A 13,679-nucleotide genomic window follows, 5' to 3' on the forward strand; every position below is an offset into this window, starting at 1 on the left:
GTATCTGCAACCGATTATAACGGATGCGTACTGTAATGCGTGAACAAAGGACATATTTATTCATCTTTTGGCAAGGAATGCTGGCGACCAAAAATCACCTCCATTCGCGCACCGCCGAGCATGCTCTCTCCGGCGATGATTCTTCCGTCGTACTGTTCAGTAATTTCACGAGCGACCGCCAGCCCCACGCCTTGCCCGGGGCGTAAGGTATCAACACGCTGACCACGGTCGAAAATTACCTCACGCTTGCTTTGCGGGATCCCCGGTCCATCATCTTCGACCACGATGTAGAGATGTTTGTCAGTTTGCCTTGCGGAGATTTCGACAAACTCGAGACAATATTTACAGGCGTTATCCAGTACATTGCCCATTACCTCAACAAAATCGTTTTGCTCACCGACAAAGCTAATTTCTGGCGAGATATCGAGGGAAATATTGACGCCTTTACGCTGATAAACTTTATTCAGTGCCGATGTGAGATTGTCCAACAACGGGGCCACTGGATGTAGTTCTCGGCTAAGTAATGTCCCGCCACGCATACTGGCTCGGTGTAGGTAGTAACCAATTTGTTGCGAGATACGGCTAATTTGTTCCAGCATCACCGGTTCCGCCTCACTGACGTTCATCTTTTCACTTCGCAAAGAACGTAGCGTACTTTGTAGCACCGCCAGAGGCGTTTTCAGGCTGTGAGTCAGGTCAGTGAGCGTAGTGCGGTATTTGTCGTAACGCTCACGCTCGCTTTTTAAAAGTCGGTTCAGGTTACCCACCAGGCTGGTAAGTTCTCTCGTTGTTGTAGGGTTGAGCAGTTCACGGTGGTGTTCTTCCAGTTCGCGGACTTCGCGCGCCAGGGCTTCAATAGGACGTAAGCTCCACCAGGCGGCGACCCACAGTAACGGGATCACTAACAGCAGGTTGGCCAGGAGTACATAGAGAAACCAGCTCCATACCGTATAGGAACTTTTAAGCTCTACGGGAATGGTATCGACCACCACAATGGTGAGTTTTGGCATTCGCGCCGTCGCCGGATAGACATTAACGGCTACCGAGTGGGTCATTTCTGCATCGTCGTCGTCTTCCCGAACTTCCTGCAACTGCTGCTGAATAGAGAGATCGTTACTCAGTAGCAGGCTGGTATCGTTCACGTCAGCCTCTATTTCGTGAAAACCATTGGATTTCAGCCAGTCAGGCTGGATCATTTTCATCAGCCAGGGAACGTCACGCTGCGCCCACAATAGTTTGCCGTTCTCGTCATAAATCAGAGACATCGTGGGACTTTGCTTGTCGATATTTTCCGGCAGTTCAACATGTAGCTTATTGTTTTCCCATTTCGCCAGTGTATAGAATAAATTGCTCTCGCCGCGTAACAGACGAAACGTCGTTTTATCGAAACTAACGCTATAACCGATCAGGGCAACCATACCGTAGGAAAGTGAAAGCACTAGTACTACCGCGGCCGTCGCCAACAGAAAACGTACCCGCAGCGAGAGCGGGAAAAAAACACGCAGTAATTTTTTCATCAGCGCAATTCGAAAAGATAACCCTGGCCGCGAACGGTGGTAATCACCTCGTGCGGGTATTGCGCCTGAATTTTTTTGCGCAGCCTGCCCATCAGAACATCAATGGTATGACTTTCCCTCAGTTCGGCATCCGGGTAGAGCTGTAACATCAATGAATCTTTACTGACCACTTTGCCGTTGTTACGGATCAAGGTTTCCATAATGGTGTATTCAAATGCGGTCAGTTTGATTACTTCGTCACTAATGGATAATTCGCGACGGGAGAGATCAACCTGAAACGGCGGCAGCGAAATAACCTGTGAAGCCAGGCCGCTATTACGCCGCATTAATGCCTGCATCCGTGCCATCACTTCTTCAATATGAAAGGGTTTAGTCACGTAATCGTCAGCACCGGCGCTTAATACTTCGACTTTGTCCTGCCAGCTTTCACGGGCGGTTAAAACCAGAATAGGCAGTGAAACATCATTACTACGCCAGCGACGGATCAGCGACAAACCATCTTCGTCAGGCAAACCGAGATCGACAATCGCAATATCCGGTAAATGTTCGTTGAGATAATAATCGGCTTCTTTGGCATCTTCTGCGTCATCGACCTGATGACCAGCGTCCTGAATCTGAACTTTAAGATGGTGACGTAACAACGCATTGTCTTCGACAACCAGTACGCGCATTTTTATTTCTCCCTGTCTTAATTATAAAAATAGTGTAACGCGATTATGTGGTTGTGGGGGTAAACATTAAATAAACCAGTGGGGAAGGGAGGTGTAAATAGAAAAGCGGATTATCTTAATAAACAGGCCGGACGGCATCACCATCCGGCACTGATACGAGGCTTATTTCAGCTCATCAACCATAGTGATGGCACGACCAATATAGTTAGCCGGCGTCATCGCTTTCAGGCGTGCTTTTTCTTCTTCTGGCAGCGCCAGACCGTCGATAAATTGCTTCATGCCTTCGGCGTCAACGCGCTTACCGCGAGTCAGCTCTTTCAGCTTCTCGTACGGTTTTTCGATGCCATAGCGACGCATAACAGTCTGGATTGGCTCAGCCAGCACTTCCCAGTTGTGATCCAGTTCATCCAGCAGATGGTCACGGTTCACTTCCAGTTTGCTCACGCCTTTCAGGGTGGATTGATACGCAATCAGCGCATAACCGATACCCACGCCAAGATTACGCAGCACGGTGGAGTCGGTCAGGTCACGCTGCCAGCGGGAAACCGGCAGTTTACTTGCCAGATGCTGCAATACCGCGTTGGAAAGGCCCAGATTCCCTTCGGAGTTTTCGAAGTCGATCGGGTTAACTTTATGCGGCATGGTGGAAGAACCAATCTCACCAGCAATGGTTTTTTGTTTGAAGTGGTTAAGGGCGATATAACCCCAGACGTCACGGTCAAAGTCGATCAGAATGGTGTTGAAGCGCGCAACGCAATCAAACAGTTCGGCAATGTAGTCGTGCGGTTCGATCTGGGTGGTGTACGGGTTCCACTGAATACCCAGCGAGGTGACGAACTCTTCGCTGAACTGATGCCAGTCAACTTCCGGGTAAGCGGCGATGTGGGCGTTATAGTTACCGACAGCGCCGTTGATTTTGCCGAGGATCTCCACCTGGTTAAGCTGGCGGTACTGGCGCTCCATACGGTAGGCGACGTTTGCCATCTCTTTACCGATGGTTGACGGCGTGGCTGGCTGACCGTGGGTACGAGACAGCAGCGGGATATCGCGATACTGAACGGCGAGATCTTTAATGCCATCAATCAGTTGACGCCAGTACGGCAGGATCACTTCATCACGCGCGGTTTTCAGCATTAATGCGTGGGAGAGGTTATTGATATCTTCCGAAGTACAGGCAAAGTGGATGAATTCAGAAACCGCGTGCAGTTCCGGGATATCCGCCACTTTTTCTTTCAGGAAATACTCAACCGCTTTAACGTCGTGGTTAGTGGTACGCTCGATGGTTTTGATGCGTGCTGCATCTTCTTCGCTGAAACTGGCGACAATTGCATCAAGGTAACCGATTGCGTCGGCAGCAAAAGCAGGAACTTCCTTAATCGCTGCGTGCGCGGCCAGTTTTTGCAGCCAACGTACTTCAACTTGTACACGGAATTTCAGCAAACCATATTCGCTGAAAATCCCGCGCAGCGCGCTGACTTTATCGCCGTAGCGTCCATCGACAGGGGAAACGGCGGTCAGTGAGGATAATTCCATAGATCACAACTCCGGGGTTAAATGAGCAAGAATTTGTTTTGCCTGAGTGGTCAGGCGATTACGAGAAAACATCAGTTGCAGACGTCCGCCGCCGACCTGGTGCCAGAGCACGGCGGCGCGAATGCCTGCCAGCAGGGTTGCGCGAACTTTCGCCTGCACTTGTGGGCTTTGCAGTACAGCAGGGGAGCCGGTGACCTGAATGCGTGGGCCAAGCGGGCTAATCACATCAACATAGATAGCAGCCATCGCGCTCATCAGCGTTTCGGACTGTAAATCGAAGTGTTCGAGTTGGCGTTGCAGGCCGTTGATCCGGTTGCCCAGGGTGTCGAGCGCGCCTTTGGCGGAGGAGAGTTTGCGCTCAAGCACCATCAGGCTTAGCGTGTAGCGGGTTAGCTCAGCGTTTAAGCCCTGACGACTGCTGGCATTGAGCACGCCGAGCAGGGTTTCCAGTCCGACGCGCAGGTTGGCTTCGCTACCGCCAAAAACCGCCAGCGTCGAGCTGGGGTTCATATCAATAATACTGTTGAGTGAGACGTGTAGCGCATCGGCATCACAATGCCCCTGGTGAGCGAGTTGTTGCACCAGGCGTGCCGACTGACAAATACCGGCCAGGGCGAGGGTGATGTCATAGTAATTCTTTGCCACGTTCACTGCTTCCTTGTTGTAATTAAAGACAATAATCAGACCGGCAGCGGCAGACGCTGCTCAATGATACCGCCACCGAGGCACACTTCACCGTTATAGAAGACGGCAGACTGGCCCGGCGTCACGGCGGCAACGGGCTCATCGAAAATCACTTCAATGCGATCATCGTCCAGCGCCTTGACGGTGCACGGAATGTCGGTCTGGCGATAGCGGGTTTTCACCGTGCAACGCATAGTACCGGTGAACGGTTCGCGATCGACCCAGTGCAGCTGCTGGGCAATCAGACCGACAGACATCAGACGCGGGTGTTCATGGCCCTGCGCAACAATCAGAATGTTGTTTTCGACGTCTTTATCGACCACATACCACGGTTCTTCGGTGCCTTCTTTGGTGCCACCGATACCCAGACCTTTACGCTGACCGAGGGTGTGATACATCAGCCCCTGGTGCTCACCAATTTCATCGCCATCGACGGTAATGATTTTGCCCGGTTGCGCCGGGAGATAACGGCCCAGGAACTCGCGGAATTTACGTTCGCCAATGAAGCAAATGCCGGTAGAGTCTTTTTTCTTCGCGGTGACCAGACCGAGATCTTCAGCAATCTTACGCACCTGCGGTTTTTCCAGTTCGCCGACCGGGAACAGGCTTTGCGCAATCTGCTCATGGCCGAGCGTATAAAGGAAGTAGCTCTGGTCTTTATTGCTGTCCAGACCACGCAGCAGGCGGCTCTTGCCATCGACATCTGCCCGACGCACGTAATGACCGGTAGCGATATAATCGGCACCTAAATCTTCGGCGGCAAATTCGAGGAAGGCTTTAAATTTGATCTCTTTGTTGCACAGAATATCCGGATTCGGCGTGCGACCGGCTTTATATTCGGCAAGGAACAGTTCGAAGACGTTGTCCCAGTACTCGGCAGCAAAGTTAACGGTGTGCAGTTCAATGCCGAGCTTATCGCAGACCGCCTGGGCATCAGCCAGATCCGCTGCCGCTGTGCAATATTCCTCACCGTCGTCTTCTTCCCAGTTCTTCATAAACAGGCCTTCGACCTGATATCCCTGTTGTTGCAACAGCCAGGCAGAAACGGAGGAATCGACACCGCCGGACATGCCGACGATCACTTTTTTTGCGGTTTCAGACATTGGATTACTCACGACATTGAACTTCAAGGCGGCGTATTCTATCACGCAGCCTTTTAGATGACACCCTTTGTAAAAGGCCAGTTAAAATCGCCAATCATCTCCAGCGGATAGCGTTGCCCGCTTTGATAACAACGAATACTTTCCGCCACCAGCGGCGAACGAAGATTTGACGCCTGTAAAATTTCTTCGGCGCTGACCCAACGGCAGCAGTCGATATCGCTGTCATGAGGCTGGGTCGGGCATATTTGCTCAAGCTCAATGGCAAACAGGAAACGCAAAAACGGCGTTTTATCTGGCGCAATCCACTGATGCATGCGGATGAAGTGTTGCGGTCGCGCGCTGATGCCGGTTTCTTCCCACAGCTCACGCGCAGCCGCTTCCACTAGCGTCTCATCCGCTTCCAGATGTCCCGCCGGTTGGTTCCATAACGCTTTACCGTTAATCGTCTCTTCAACAACTAAAAATTTGCCTTCTGCGTGTACCACGCAGGCTACGGTAACGTGCGGTTTAAACATTGTGCATCCTTATTCTTTTGCTTCTCGCCATTCGCCGTTAGCGAGATTATCCAGTGTGTAATTGCCCATGGCATAGCGGATCAGTCGCAGCGTAGGGAAACCGACATGGGCGGTCATGCGGCGCACCTGGCGATTACGTCCTTCATATAAGGTGATCTTAAGCCAGCTGGTGGGAATACTTTTGCGTTCACGAATTGGTGGATTCCGCGGCCATAACCACTCTGGTTCTTCAACCAGCTCCACGCCTGCGGGCAGGGTAGGACCATCATTTAAGGTTACGCCATTGCGCAAGGCTTCAAGTGCGTCTTGCGTAGGAATGCCTTCCACCTGCACATAATAGATTTTCCCGGTGCGTTTTCCCGGCTGAGTTAAACGTGCCTGTAGTGCACCGTTATTAGTCAGCACCAGTAACCCTTCGCTATCGCGGTCAAGACGACCTGCCGCATAAACGCCCTGAACCGGGATGAATTCTTTTAATGTTTTGCGCCCGGCTTCATCGGTGAACTGTGGCAGGACATCGTAAGGTTTATTGAACAGGATCACACGCGTGGGCTGGTTTTCTGGCTTGCGTTTGTTAGTGCGTTGCGAGCTGAATCGCTTAACCTGGTGATTTCTAAAAGAAGTTTTTTGCATGGTATTTTCAGAGATTATGAATTGCCGCATTATAGCCTAATAACGCGCATCTTTCATGACGGCAAACAATAGGGTAGTATTGACAAGCCAATTACAAATCATTAACAAAAAATTGCTCTAAAGCATCCGTATCGCAGGACGCAAACGCATATGCAACGTGGTGGCAGACGAGCAAACCAGTAGCGCTCGAAGGAGAGGTGAATGGAAAGTAAAGTAGTTGTTCCGGCACAAGGCAAGAAGATCACCCTGCAAAACGGCAAACTCAACGTTCCTGAAAATCCGATTATCCCTTACATTGAAGGTGATGGAATCGGTGTAGATGTAACCCCAGCCATGCTGAAAGTGGTCGACGCTGCGGTCGAGAAAGCCTATAAAGGCGAGCGTAAAATCTCCTGGATGGAAATTTACACCGGTGAAAAATCCACACAGGTTTATGGTCAGGATGTCTGGCTGCCTGCTGAAACCCTTGATCTGATTCGTGAATATCGCGTTGCCATTAAAGGCCCATTGACCACTCCGGTTGGGGGCGGTATTCGCTCTCTGAACGTTGCCCTGCGCCAGGAACTGGATCTCTACATCTGCCTGCGTCCGGTACGTTACTATCAGGGCACCCCAAGCCCGGTTAAACACCCTGAACTGACCGATATGGTTATCTTCCGTGAAAACTCGGAAGACATTTATGCAGGTATCGAATGGAAAGCAGACTCTGCCGACGCTGAGAAAGTAATTAAATTCCTGCGTGAAGAGATGGGCGTGAAGAAAATTCGCTTCCCGGAACATTGCGGTATCGGTATTAAGCCGTGTTCTGAAGAAGGCACCAAACGTCTGGTTCGTGCCGCGATCGAATACGCAATTGCTAACGATCGTGACTCTGTGACCCTGGTGCACAAAGGCAACATCATGAAGTTCACCGAAGGCGCGTTTAAAGACTGGGGCTACCAGCTGGCGCGTGAAGAGTTTGGCGGTGAACTGATTGACGGTGGCCCGTGGCTGAAAGTTAAAAACCCGAATACCGGCAAAGAGATCGTCATTAAAGACGTGATTGCTGACGCATTCCTGCAACAGATCCTGCTGCGTCCGGCTGAATATGATGTTATCGCCTGTATGAACCTGAACGGTGACTACATTTCTGACGCCCTGGCAGCGCAGGTTGGCGGTATCGGTATCGCCCCTGGCGCAAACATCGGTGACGAATGCGCCCTGTTTGAAGCTACCCACGGTACTGCGCCGAAGTATGCCGGTCAGGACAAAGTTAACCCAGGCTCTATCATCCTTTCCGCTGAGATGATGCTGCGCCATATGGGCTGGACTGAAGCCGCAGACCTGATTGTTAAAGGTATGGAAGGCGCAATTAACGCTAAGACCGTAACCTATGACTTTGAACGTCTGATGGACGGCGCTAAGCTGCTGAAATGTTCAGAGTTTGGTGATGCGATCATCAAGAACATGTAATTTCTGCATGTGTTAAAAACTGTAACGGGCGTATAACACGCCCGTTGTTTTATGGTGATGTAAAATCTTCCCCAAAACTTTCCCCAAAACCCTTCCCCAAAACTGGCTATTTTCTATGCTGTTTTGATATCTACGATAACCCAGTCTTTACCACGATCATCATTGTATCGGTCGGTCATTTTTCTGGATTTATGGCCTAACAACTTTTGCGTATCCAGACCCTGTTCCCGATATAACCGTTCTGACAGAGATCGCTGCTCATGAAATGTGGGCGCAGTTCCTTGCTCCCATTTTATGCCACATTTTTCCCTGGCCTTTTTAAAAGCCGTTGTCAGAGTATTTGCAGAAACCTGGTCTCCTCTGTTTGCTTGAGAGGTAGTGTGACGGTAATGGACCAGATATTTACTAACAACAGCATCCCTGCACTGAGATATAACTTCACGAAGGGTAATATTCAGAGCATCGCATTTCAGGCTAAGCGGAATAGCAAGTTTTGAACCGGTTTTTTCCTGAGTAATGTGCAACATGTCGTCCCAGATATCAGAGAATTTCAAATTGCAGATATCACCTAAACGTTGTCCAGTAACAAGAGCAAGTAGCATGCCGCATTTTAAATAGGGCTGCCGTCTGCTTACGCTTTCAAATATTGCCTGCCATTCGGGCAGTGACAATCTTTGGCGGTTTACTCGATTTCGCGGTTGTTTTGTTGCCTGCGCTGGGTTAAATCCTGGCGGAACATGTCCTGCGTGTTGTGCTTCTTTGAAGACGTCGATCAACACCATTCTCACGACTTGCGCCATCCTGTTATGACCTTCAGCCTTTACAGCATCAATTATTTCGGCAATATCAAGTGCGGTAATATCCTTGAGGTGTTGCATTCCACAATGCTCACGGAAAAGACGAATGGGTTTGCCTTTTTGCCGATAGGAGTTGGGTCTTAGTTCATTATGTTGCAGCCTGTCCTCCTGGATAGAAATATATTTATCAAGCCATTCTGTCACCGTAATGTCTGAGCGCCTGCCTTTCATTCTTTCCAGACGCTCATTGACGCTTAATATTTGTCGGGTACGTTGTTCAGCAATAATGGTATTTGCTTCAGTAGCAACTTGTTTTGCTTCATTCTCATCAGTTCCTAAGCTATGAAAACGACCGGATAGTGGATGTTTGTATTGCCAATATACCTTTCCGGTTCGCTTATCTAATTTGCAATATAAATTGGGTATAGAGATTTTGTGAGATCGGGGTCTAGCAGCCATCAGCGATTATCCGTTGGAGTTTTGGGTTTGCGTTTATTGGGAGTTGCGGTTCTGCAAGCGTTCCTACAAAACGGGAATTTCGGTCAATCATCCAGTAGCGACCAACTTTTATAGCGGGTGGGGCCATCATTTTCCCTTGCGCGTATTTTTTCAGAACTCGCTCACTTGGTGCTAAGTCCCCAAATTCTTCTTTAGCCCAGTCCTGTAAAGTGATTAGTCGAGACATTTGTCCTCCTCTTAGCTGCTGAGGGAGTTTGTGACCGATATATCTGACATGATATTAAGCTCATGGCAGGTACATCTCTTGACTGGTCATAGAGATAAATTTAATGCTGAGAAATGCAGTATTGAATTTATCAATTTTTCTATTTCCTGCGTATGGCACGTAACTTCTTAATGTGTTCTGCCGTTTCGGTCTCTTCTGCTATCCGATCTGCATCAGCTTTATTCACAGGTTCAAAGTCATGATTAAAGCGGAACATGCTGGCGATACATGTTCTGCCTTTTCGGATGTAGTGAACTTTGTTGTGGGTAGAACGCAGGATTTTGCAGGGAGTGCCGTGGTGGTCGACGTACCAGGTGTTAGGAAAAATGATTCTGAACATTTTTACACCTCAGTTGGACGATGTTGAAATTTGCTGCTTTGAGGCCATCACAATCCCCATTGTTTGTTCTTAAGTTCGATCTCCTCCTGGCAACTTGCACAAGTCCGACAACCCTGAACGACCAGGCGTCTTCGCTCATCTATCGGATCGCCACACTCACAACAATGAGTGGCAGATACAGTCTGGTAGTTCAGACGACGCATTTTTATTGCTGTATTGCGCTGTAATTCTTCGATTTCTGATGCTGAATCAATGATGTCTGCCATCTTCCATTAATCCCTGAATTGTTGGTTAATACGCTTGAGGGTGAATGCGAATAATAAAAAAGGAGCCTGTAGCTCCCTGATGATTTTGCTTTTCATGTTCATCGCTCCTTAAAGACGCCGTTTAACATGCCGATCGCCAGGCTTAAATGAGTCGGTGTGAATCCCATCAGCGTTACCGTTTCGCGGTGCTTCTTCAGTACGCTACGGCAAATGTCATCGACGTTTTTATCCGGAAACTGCTGTCTGGCTTTTTTGATTTCAGAGTTAGCTTGACGGGCAATGCTGCGAAGGGCGTTTTTCTGCTGAGGTGTCACTGAACAAGCCCCATGCCGGAAAGCATAAGCACACAGAATATGAAGCCCGCCGCCAGAAAAATGCATTCTGTTGTTGTCATGCAAGCTCTCTCTCGTTTGCCTCTGCTTTCGCCGCCATCATTTCCAGCTTTTGTGAAAGGGATGCGGCTAACGTATGAAATTCTTCGTCTGTTTCTACTGGTATTGGCACAAACCTGACTCCAATTTGAGCGAGGCTATGTGCCATCTCGATACTCGTTCTTAACTCAACAGGAGATGCTTTGTGCATACAGCCCCTCGTTTATTATTTATCTCCTCAGCCAGTCGCTGTGCTTTCAGTGGATTTCGGATAACAGAAAGGCCGGGAAATACCCAGCCTCGCTTTGTAACGGAGTAGACGAAAGTAATCGCGCCTACCCGGATATTATCGTGAGGATGCTTCATCGCCATTGCTCCCCAAATACAAAACCAATTTCAGCCAGTGCCTCGTCCATTTTTTCGATGAACTCCGGCACGATCTCGTCAAAACTCGCCATGTACTTTTCATCCCGCTCAATCACGACATAATGCAGGCCTTCACGCTTCATACGCGGGTCATAGTTGGCAAAGTACCAGGCATCTTTTCGCGTCACCCACATGCTGTACTGCACCTGGGCCATGTAAGCTGACTTTATGGCCTCGAAACCACCGAGCCGGAACTTCATGAAATCCCGGGAGGTAAACGGGCATTTCAGTTCAAGGCCGTTGCCGTCACTGCATAAACCATCTGGAGAGCAGGCGGTACGCATACTTTCGTCGCGATAGATGATCGGGGATTCAGTAACATTCACGCCGGAAGTGAACTCAAACAGGGCTCTGGCGTCGTTCTCGTACTGTTTTCCCCAGGCCAGCGCTTTAGCGTTAACTTCCGGAGCCACACCGGTGCAAACCTCAGCAAGCAGGGTGTGGAAGTAGGACATTTTCATGTCAGGCCACTTTTTTCCGGAGCGGGGTTTTGCTATTACGTTATGAACTTCTGAAGCTGTGATGACGCCGAGCCGTAATTTGTGCCACGCATCATCTCCCTGTTCGACAGCTCTCACGTCGATCCCGGTACGCTGCAGGATAATGTCCGGTGTCATGCAGCCACCTTCTGTTCAGAGGCTTTCTGTTTCAGGAATCCAAGAGCTTTCACTGCTTCGGCCTGTGTCAGTTCTGACGATGCGCGAATGTCGCGGCGAAATATCTGGGAACAGAGCGGCAATAAGTCGTCAACCGCGCTGACAGACAATACGCAGGGGGCAGCCAGTGGTCACAAAATGGGTCAGTACATAAGGTAGTGTCTGCGGCCAGTGTGAATACAAGTGTTGCAGGAGCGCACACTCATAGTGTCAGCGGCACAGCTGCATCTGCAGGTGCTCACGCACATACTGTCGGTATTGGTGCTCATACGCACTCTGTTGCGATTGGCTCACATGGACACACCATCACCGTTAACGCTGCTGGTAACGCGGAAAACACCGTCAAAAACATCGCATTTAACTACATTGTGAGGCTTGCATAATGGCATTCAGAATGAGTGAACAACCACGGACCATAAAAATTTATAATCTGCTGGCCGGAACTAATGAATTTATTGGTGAAGGTGACGCATATATTCCGCCTCATACAGGTCTGCCAGCAAACAGTACCTATATTGCACCGCCAGATATTCCGGCTGGCTTCGTGGCTGTTTTCAACAGTGATGAGTCATCGTGGCATCTCGTTGAAGATCATCGGGGTAAAACGGTTTATGACGTGGCTTCCGGCGACGCGTTATTTATTTCTGAACTCGGCTCATTACCGGAAAATGTCACCTGGTTATCCCCGGAAGGGGAGTTTCAGAAGTGGAACGGCACAGCCTGGGTGAAAGATGCAGAAGCAGAAAAACTGTTCCGGATCCGAGAGGCGGAAGAAACAAAAAACAGCCTGATGCAGGTAGCCAGTGAGCATATTGCGCCGCTTCAGGATGCTGCAGATCTGGAAATCGCAACGGAGGAAGAAACCTCGTTGCTGGAAGCCTGGAAAAAGTATCGGGTGTTGCTGAACCGTGTTGATACATCAACTGCACCTGATATTGAGTGGCCTGCAATACCTGCTATAGAATAACCATTAATAATCCAGCCTCTAAACCGATGTATGTGCTTGTATGTCAGAGGCTGGATCAGATATTAGAATTAGTTTGTTATTATATTTTGGGGAGTTAAAGTATTTCAGACACTTATGGTTTATCAATCAATATCGGTTGTGTTACTTAACTCTTTATATTCCCATGCTTCTTTGATTCGATACTCCAGAGATGGCATGACAAAATTGATAGCGTCACTACCAATTAATAATTGACGTGGCGGCTTTTCCATTTCAGCTACACGGCAAATTACTTGTGCTAGTTTTGATGGGTCACCTTGTTGCTGGCCGTCAGCAGATGCTAATAATTCACGAGCGTTTCCCCAGATAGTATAGTCCTCAATGTTTCGTTCACCATATACTGCGGAACAATCACTAAGAAATTCTGTTCGAAAAAAGCCAGGTTCAATAGCAGTAACTTTTATGCCAAAAGGAGCAACTTCATCGGCAAGTGCTAGTGTCATGCCTTCTACGGCAAATTTGGAAGCAGAGTAGAATGTGGCATTTGCTACAGCTTTAACTCCTGCAATTGAGGAAGTGTTAATAACATGTCCGCTACGCTGTTGACGCATAATTGGTAATATGGCTCGTAATACGTTAGCCATTCCAAAAACGTTAGTAGCAAATTGCTGTTCTATTTGTTTTGCGGTTGCCTCTTCAAAGCGTCCCAATAAACAGTATCCGGCATTGTTAACCAGAATATCTATTCGTCCAAAACGACGAACCGCAGCATCAGCTGCGACCATAGCTTGATGTTCATTACGGACATCAAGTTCCAGTAGTTCAATTTTATCCGGTGCAATTGAAATAAATGTCTGGCGCAATTTACCTATATCACGCCCCGTGGCCACTACACGATCCCCCTGTTGTAAAGCTGCTTTGACGATGTGAGTTCCCATACCACGGGTAGCGCCGGTTACAAACCAAACTCGATTCATATCAGTTTACCTTAATAAGTTTAATAAATCGTACTGCACATAGTACAGTACGATGGTAGTTATGTAAT

The 13,679-nt window shown here is 48.9% G+C and carries 18 protein-coding genes and 2 pseudogenes; 3 read left to right on the forward strand and 17 right to left on the reverse strand.

All coding sequences use genetic code 11. From position 1 onward, the window contains the following. Positions 1–56: 56 nt before the first annotated feature. The 7 genes from phoQ to rluE all read right to left on the reverse strand — a co-directional run bounded on the left by phoQ (position 57) and on the right by rluE (position 6,686). The gene (gene phoQ / locus FEK47_RS05970) at positions 57–1,517 is read right to left on the reverse strand and encodes a two-component system sensor histidine kinase PhoQ (RefSeq protein ID WP_130215937.1); all 1,461 of its coding nucleotides are present in this window, start codon (positions 1,515–1,517) and stop codon (positions 57–59) included. After that, the gene (gene phoP / locus FEK47_RS05975) at positions 1,517–2,188 is read right to left on the reverse strand and encodes a two-component system response regulator PhoP (protein WP_130205589.1); all 672 of its coding nucleotides are present in this window, start codon (positions 2,186–2,188) and stop codon (positions 1,517–1,519) included. The genes phoQ and phoP overlap by 1 nt, the downstream gene beginning before the upstream one ends. A 162-nt stretch (positions 2,189–2,350) precedes the next feature. Further along, positions 2,351–3,721, reverse strand: a complete 1,371-nt coding sequence (purB, locus tag FEK47_RS05980) for an adenylosuccinate lyase (protein ID WP_000423737.1) — start codon at positions 3,719–3,721, stop codon at positions 2,351–2,353. 3 nt (positions 3,722–3,724) lie between these two features. Further along, positions 3,725–4,366 carry a high frequency lysogenization protein HflD gene (gene hflD / locus FEK47_RS05985; protein WP_001297479.1) on the reverse strand — a complete coding sequence of 214 codons (642 nt, stop codon included), beginning with the start codon at positions 4,364–4,366 and terminating at the stop codon, positions 3,725–3,727. 35 nt (positions 4,367–4,401) lie between these two features. Continuing rightward, a complete protein-coding gene (mnmA, locus tag FEK47_RS05990) occupies positions 4,402–5,508 on the reverse strand; it encodes a tRNA 2-thiouridine(34) synthase MnmA (protein WP_130222859.1) in 1,107 nt (368 codons plus the stop codon). 53 nt (positions 5,509–5,561) lie between these two features. Next, on the reverse strand, positions 5,562–6,023 hold the full coding sequence (nudJ, locus tag FEK47_RS05995) for a phosphatase NudJ (RefSeq protein WP_022296361.1): 462 nt from the start codon (positions 6,021–6,023) through the stop codon (positions 5,562–5,564). Positions 6,024–6,032: 9 nt separating this feature from the next. Then, positions 6,033–6,686 carry a 23S rRNA pseudouridine(2457) synthase RluE gene (gene rluE, locus FEK47_RS06000; RefSeq protein WP_135486249.1) on the reverse strand — a complete coding sequence of 218 codons (654 nt, stop codon included), beginning with the start codon at positions 6,684–6,686 and terminating at the stop codon, positions 6,033–6,035. 171 nt (positions 6,687–6,857) lie between these two features. Here rluE and icd point away from each other — a divergent pair, with 171 nt between their 5' ends. Beyond that, positions 6,858–8,108 (forward strand): NADP-dependent isocitrate dehydrogenase, encoded by a 1,251-nt coding sequence (icd, locus tag FEK47_RS06005; RefSeq protein WP_059274669.1) that lies wholly within the window; start codon positions 6,858–6,860, stop codon positions 8,106–8,108. Positions 8,109–8,221: 113 nt separating this feature from the next. On the opposite strand, the gene FEK47_RS06010 is transcribed toward icd, so the two are convergent. The 9 genes and pseudogenes from FEK47_RS06010 to FEK47_RS06050 form a co-directional block, all read right to left on the reverse strand. Beyond that, a complete protein-coding gene (locus FEK47_RS06010; protein ID WP_135486248.1) occupies positions 8,222–9,364 on the reverse strand; it encodes a site-specific integrase in 1,143 nt (380 codons plus the stop codon). Next, positions 9,354–9,590, reverse strand: a complete 237-nt coding sequence (locus FEK47_RS06015; protein WP_000088653.1) for an excisionase — start codon at positions 9,588–9,590, stop codon at positions 9,354–9,356. Before FEK47_RS06015 ends, FEK47_RS06010 begins: the two co-directional genes overlap by 11 nt. Positions 9,591–9,729: 139 nt before the next feature. Next, positions 9,730–9,969, reverse strand: coding sequence for a DUF4222 domain-containing protein (locus tag FEK47_RS06020; protein ID WP_135486247.1), 240 nt, complete (start codon positions 9,967–9,969; stop codon positions 9,730–9,732). A gap of 47 nt (positions 9,970–10,016) precedes the next feature. Further along, complete coding sequence (locus FEK47_RS06025) at positions 10,017–10,235, reverse strand: TraR/DksA family transcriptional regulator (protein WP_000763387.1); 219 nt, start codon at positions 10,233–10,235, stop codon at positions 10,017–10,019. Between the two features lie 98 nt (positions 10,236–10,333). Continuing rightward, positions 10,334–10,549 carry a hypothetical protein gene (locus FEK47_RS06030; protein WP_000188892.1) on the reverse strand — a complete coding sequence of 72 codons (216 nt, stop codon included), beginning with the start codon at positions 10,547–10,549 and terminating at the stop codon, positions 10,334–10,336. A gap of 76 nt (positions 10,550–10,625) precedes the next feature. Further along, the gene (locus tag FEK47_RS06035; RefSeq protein WP_023143467.1) at positions 10,626–10,817 is read right to left on the reverse strand and encodes a DUF1382 family protein; all 192 of its coding nucleotides are present in this window, start codon (positions 10,815–10,817) and stop codon (positions 10,626–10,628) included. After that, on the reverse strand, positions 10,790–10,972 hold the full coding sequence (locus tag FEK47_RS06040; protein WP_000682305.1) for a DUF1317 domain-containing protein: 183 nt from the start codon (positions 10,970–10,972) through the stop codon (positions 10,790–10,792). The genes FEK47_RS06035 and FEK47_RS06040 overlap by 28 nt, the downstream gene beginning before the upstream one ends. Beyond that, positions 10,969–11,649: a lambda exonuclease family protein gene (locus FEK47_RS06045; protein ID WP_135486246.1), complete on the reverse strand. Its 681-nt coding sequence runs from the start codon at positions 11,647–11,649 to the stop codon at positions 10,969–10,971. The genes FEK47_RS06040 and FEK47_RS06045 overlap by 4 nt, the downstream gene beginning before the upstream one ends. After that, positions 11,646–11,780: pseudogene (locus FEK47_RS06050) on the reverse strand (phage recombination protein Bet); the annotation flags it as partial. The pseudogene FEK47_RS06050 and the gene FEK47_RS06045, both read right to left, overlap by 4 nt. A gap of 30 nt (positions 11,781–11,810) precedes the next feature. Between FEK47_RS06050 and FEK47_RS06055 the strand changes: the two are divergent. Both FEK47_RS06055 and FEK47_RS06060 read left to right on the forward strand, forming a co-directional pair. Then, positions 11,811–12,071: pseudogene (locus FEK47_RS06055) on the forward strand (hypothetical protein); the annotation flags it as partial. After that, a complete protein-coding gene (locus tag FEK47_RS06060; RefSeq protein ID WP_135486245.1) occupies positions 12,071–12,655 on the forward strand; it encodes a tail fiber assembly protein in 585 nt (194 codons plus the stop codon). The pseudogene FEK47_RS06055 and the gene FEK47_RS06060, both read left to right, overlap by 1 nt. 122 nt (positions 12,656–12,777) lie before the next feature. Here the strand turns inward: FEK47_RS06060 and FEK47_RS06065 are convergent, their stop codons facing one another. Beyond that, positions 12,778–13,611 carry an SDR family NAD(P)-dependent oxidoreductase gene (locus tag FEK47_RS06065; protein ID WP_135486244.1) on the reverse strand — a complete coding sequence of 278 codons (834 nt, stop codon included), beginning with the start codon at positions 13,609–13,611 and terminating at the stop codon, positions 12,778–12,780. Positions 13,612–13,679: the final 68 nt, after the last annotated feature.

Origin of the sequence: Escherichia sp. E3659 (assembly GCF_005781135.1) — a bacterium.
Taxonomy (GTDB): Bacteria; Pseudomonadota; Gammaproteobacteria; order Enterobacterales; family Enterobacteriaceae; genus Escherichia.

Coding starts and splice junctions, on each gene's coding strand:
- mnmA (WP_130222859.1), bottom strand. CDS start 5,508: ATGTCTGAAACCGCAAAAAAAGTGATCGTCGGCATGTCCGGCGGTGTC.
- FEK47_RS06025 (WP_000763387.1), bottom strand. CDS start 10,235: ATGGCAGACATCATTGATTCAGCATCAGAAATCGAAGAATTACAGCGC.
- icd (WP_059274669.1), top strand. CDS start 6,858: ATGGAAAGTAAAGTAGTTGTTCCGGCACAAGGCAAGAAGATCACCCTG.
- FEK47_RS06020 (WP_135486247.1), bottom strand. CDS start 9,969: ATGTTCAGAATCATTTTTCCTAACACCTGGTACGTCGACCACCACGGC.
- FEK47_RS06010 (WP_135486248.1), bottom strand. CDS start 9,364: ATGGCTGCTAGACCCCGATCTCACAAAATCTCTATACCCAATTTATAT.
- purB (WP_000423737.1), bottom strand. CDS start 3,721: ATGGAATTATCCTCACTGACCGCCGTTTCCCCTGTCGATGGACGCTAC.
- FEK47_RS06065 (WP_135486244.1), bottom strand. CDS start 13,611: ATGAATCGAGTTTGGTTTGTAACCGGCGCTACCCGTGGTATGGGAACT.
- FEK47_RS06015 (WP_000088653.1), bottom strand. CDS start 9,590: ATGTCTCGACTAATCACTTTACAGGACTGGGCTAAAGAAGAATTTGGG.
- FEK47_RS06035 (WP_023143467.1), bottom strand. CDS start 10,817: ATGCACAAAGCATCTCCTGTTGAGTTAAGAACGAGTATCGAGATGGCA.
- FEK47_RS06045 (WP_135486246.1), bottom strand. CDS start 11,649: ATGACACCGGACATTATCCTGCAGCGTACCGGGATCGACGTGAGAGCT.
- phoP (WP_130205589.1), bottom strand. CDS start 2,188: ATGCGCGTACTGGTTGTCGAAGACAATGCGTTGTTACGTCACCATCTT.
- rluE (WP_135486249.1), bottom strand. CDS start 6,686: ATGCGGCAATTCATAATCTCTGAAAATACCATGCAAAAAACTTCTTTT.
- FEK47_RS06040 (WP_000682305.1), bottom strand. CDS start 10,972: ATGAAGCATCCTCACGATAATATCCGGGTAGGCGCGATTACTTTCGTC.
- FEK47_RS06060 (WP_135486245.1), top strand. CDS start 12,071: ATGGCATTCAGAATGAGTGAACAACCACGGACCATAAAAATTTATAAT.
- phoQ (WP_130215937.1), bottom strand. CDS start 1,517: ATGAAAAAATTACTGCGTGTTTTTTTCCCGCTCTCGCTGCGGGTACGT.
- nudJ (WP_022296361.1), bottom strand. CDS start 6,023: ATGTTTAAACCGCACGTTACCGTAGCCTGCGTGGTACACGCAGAAGGC.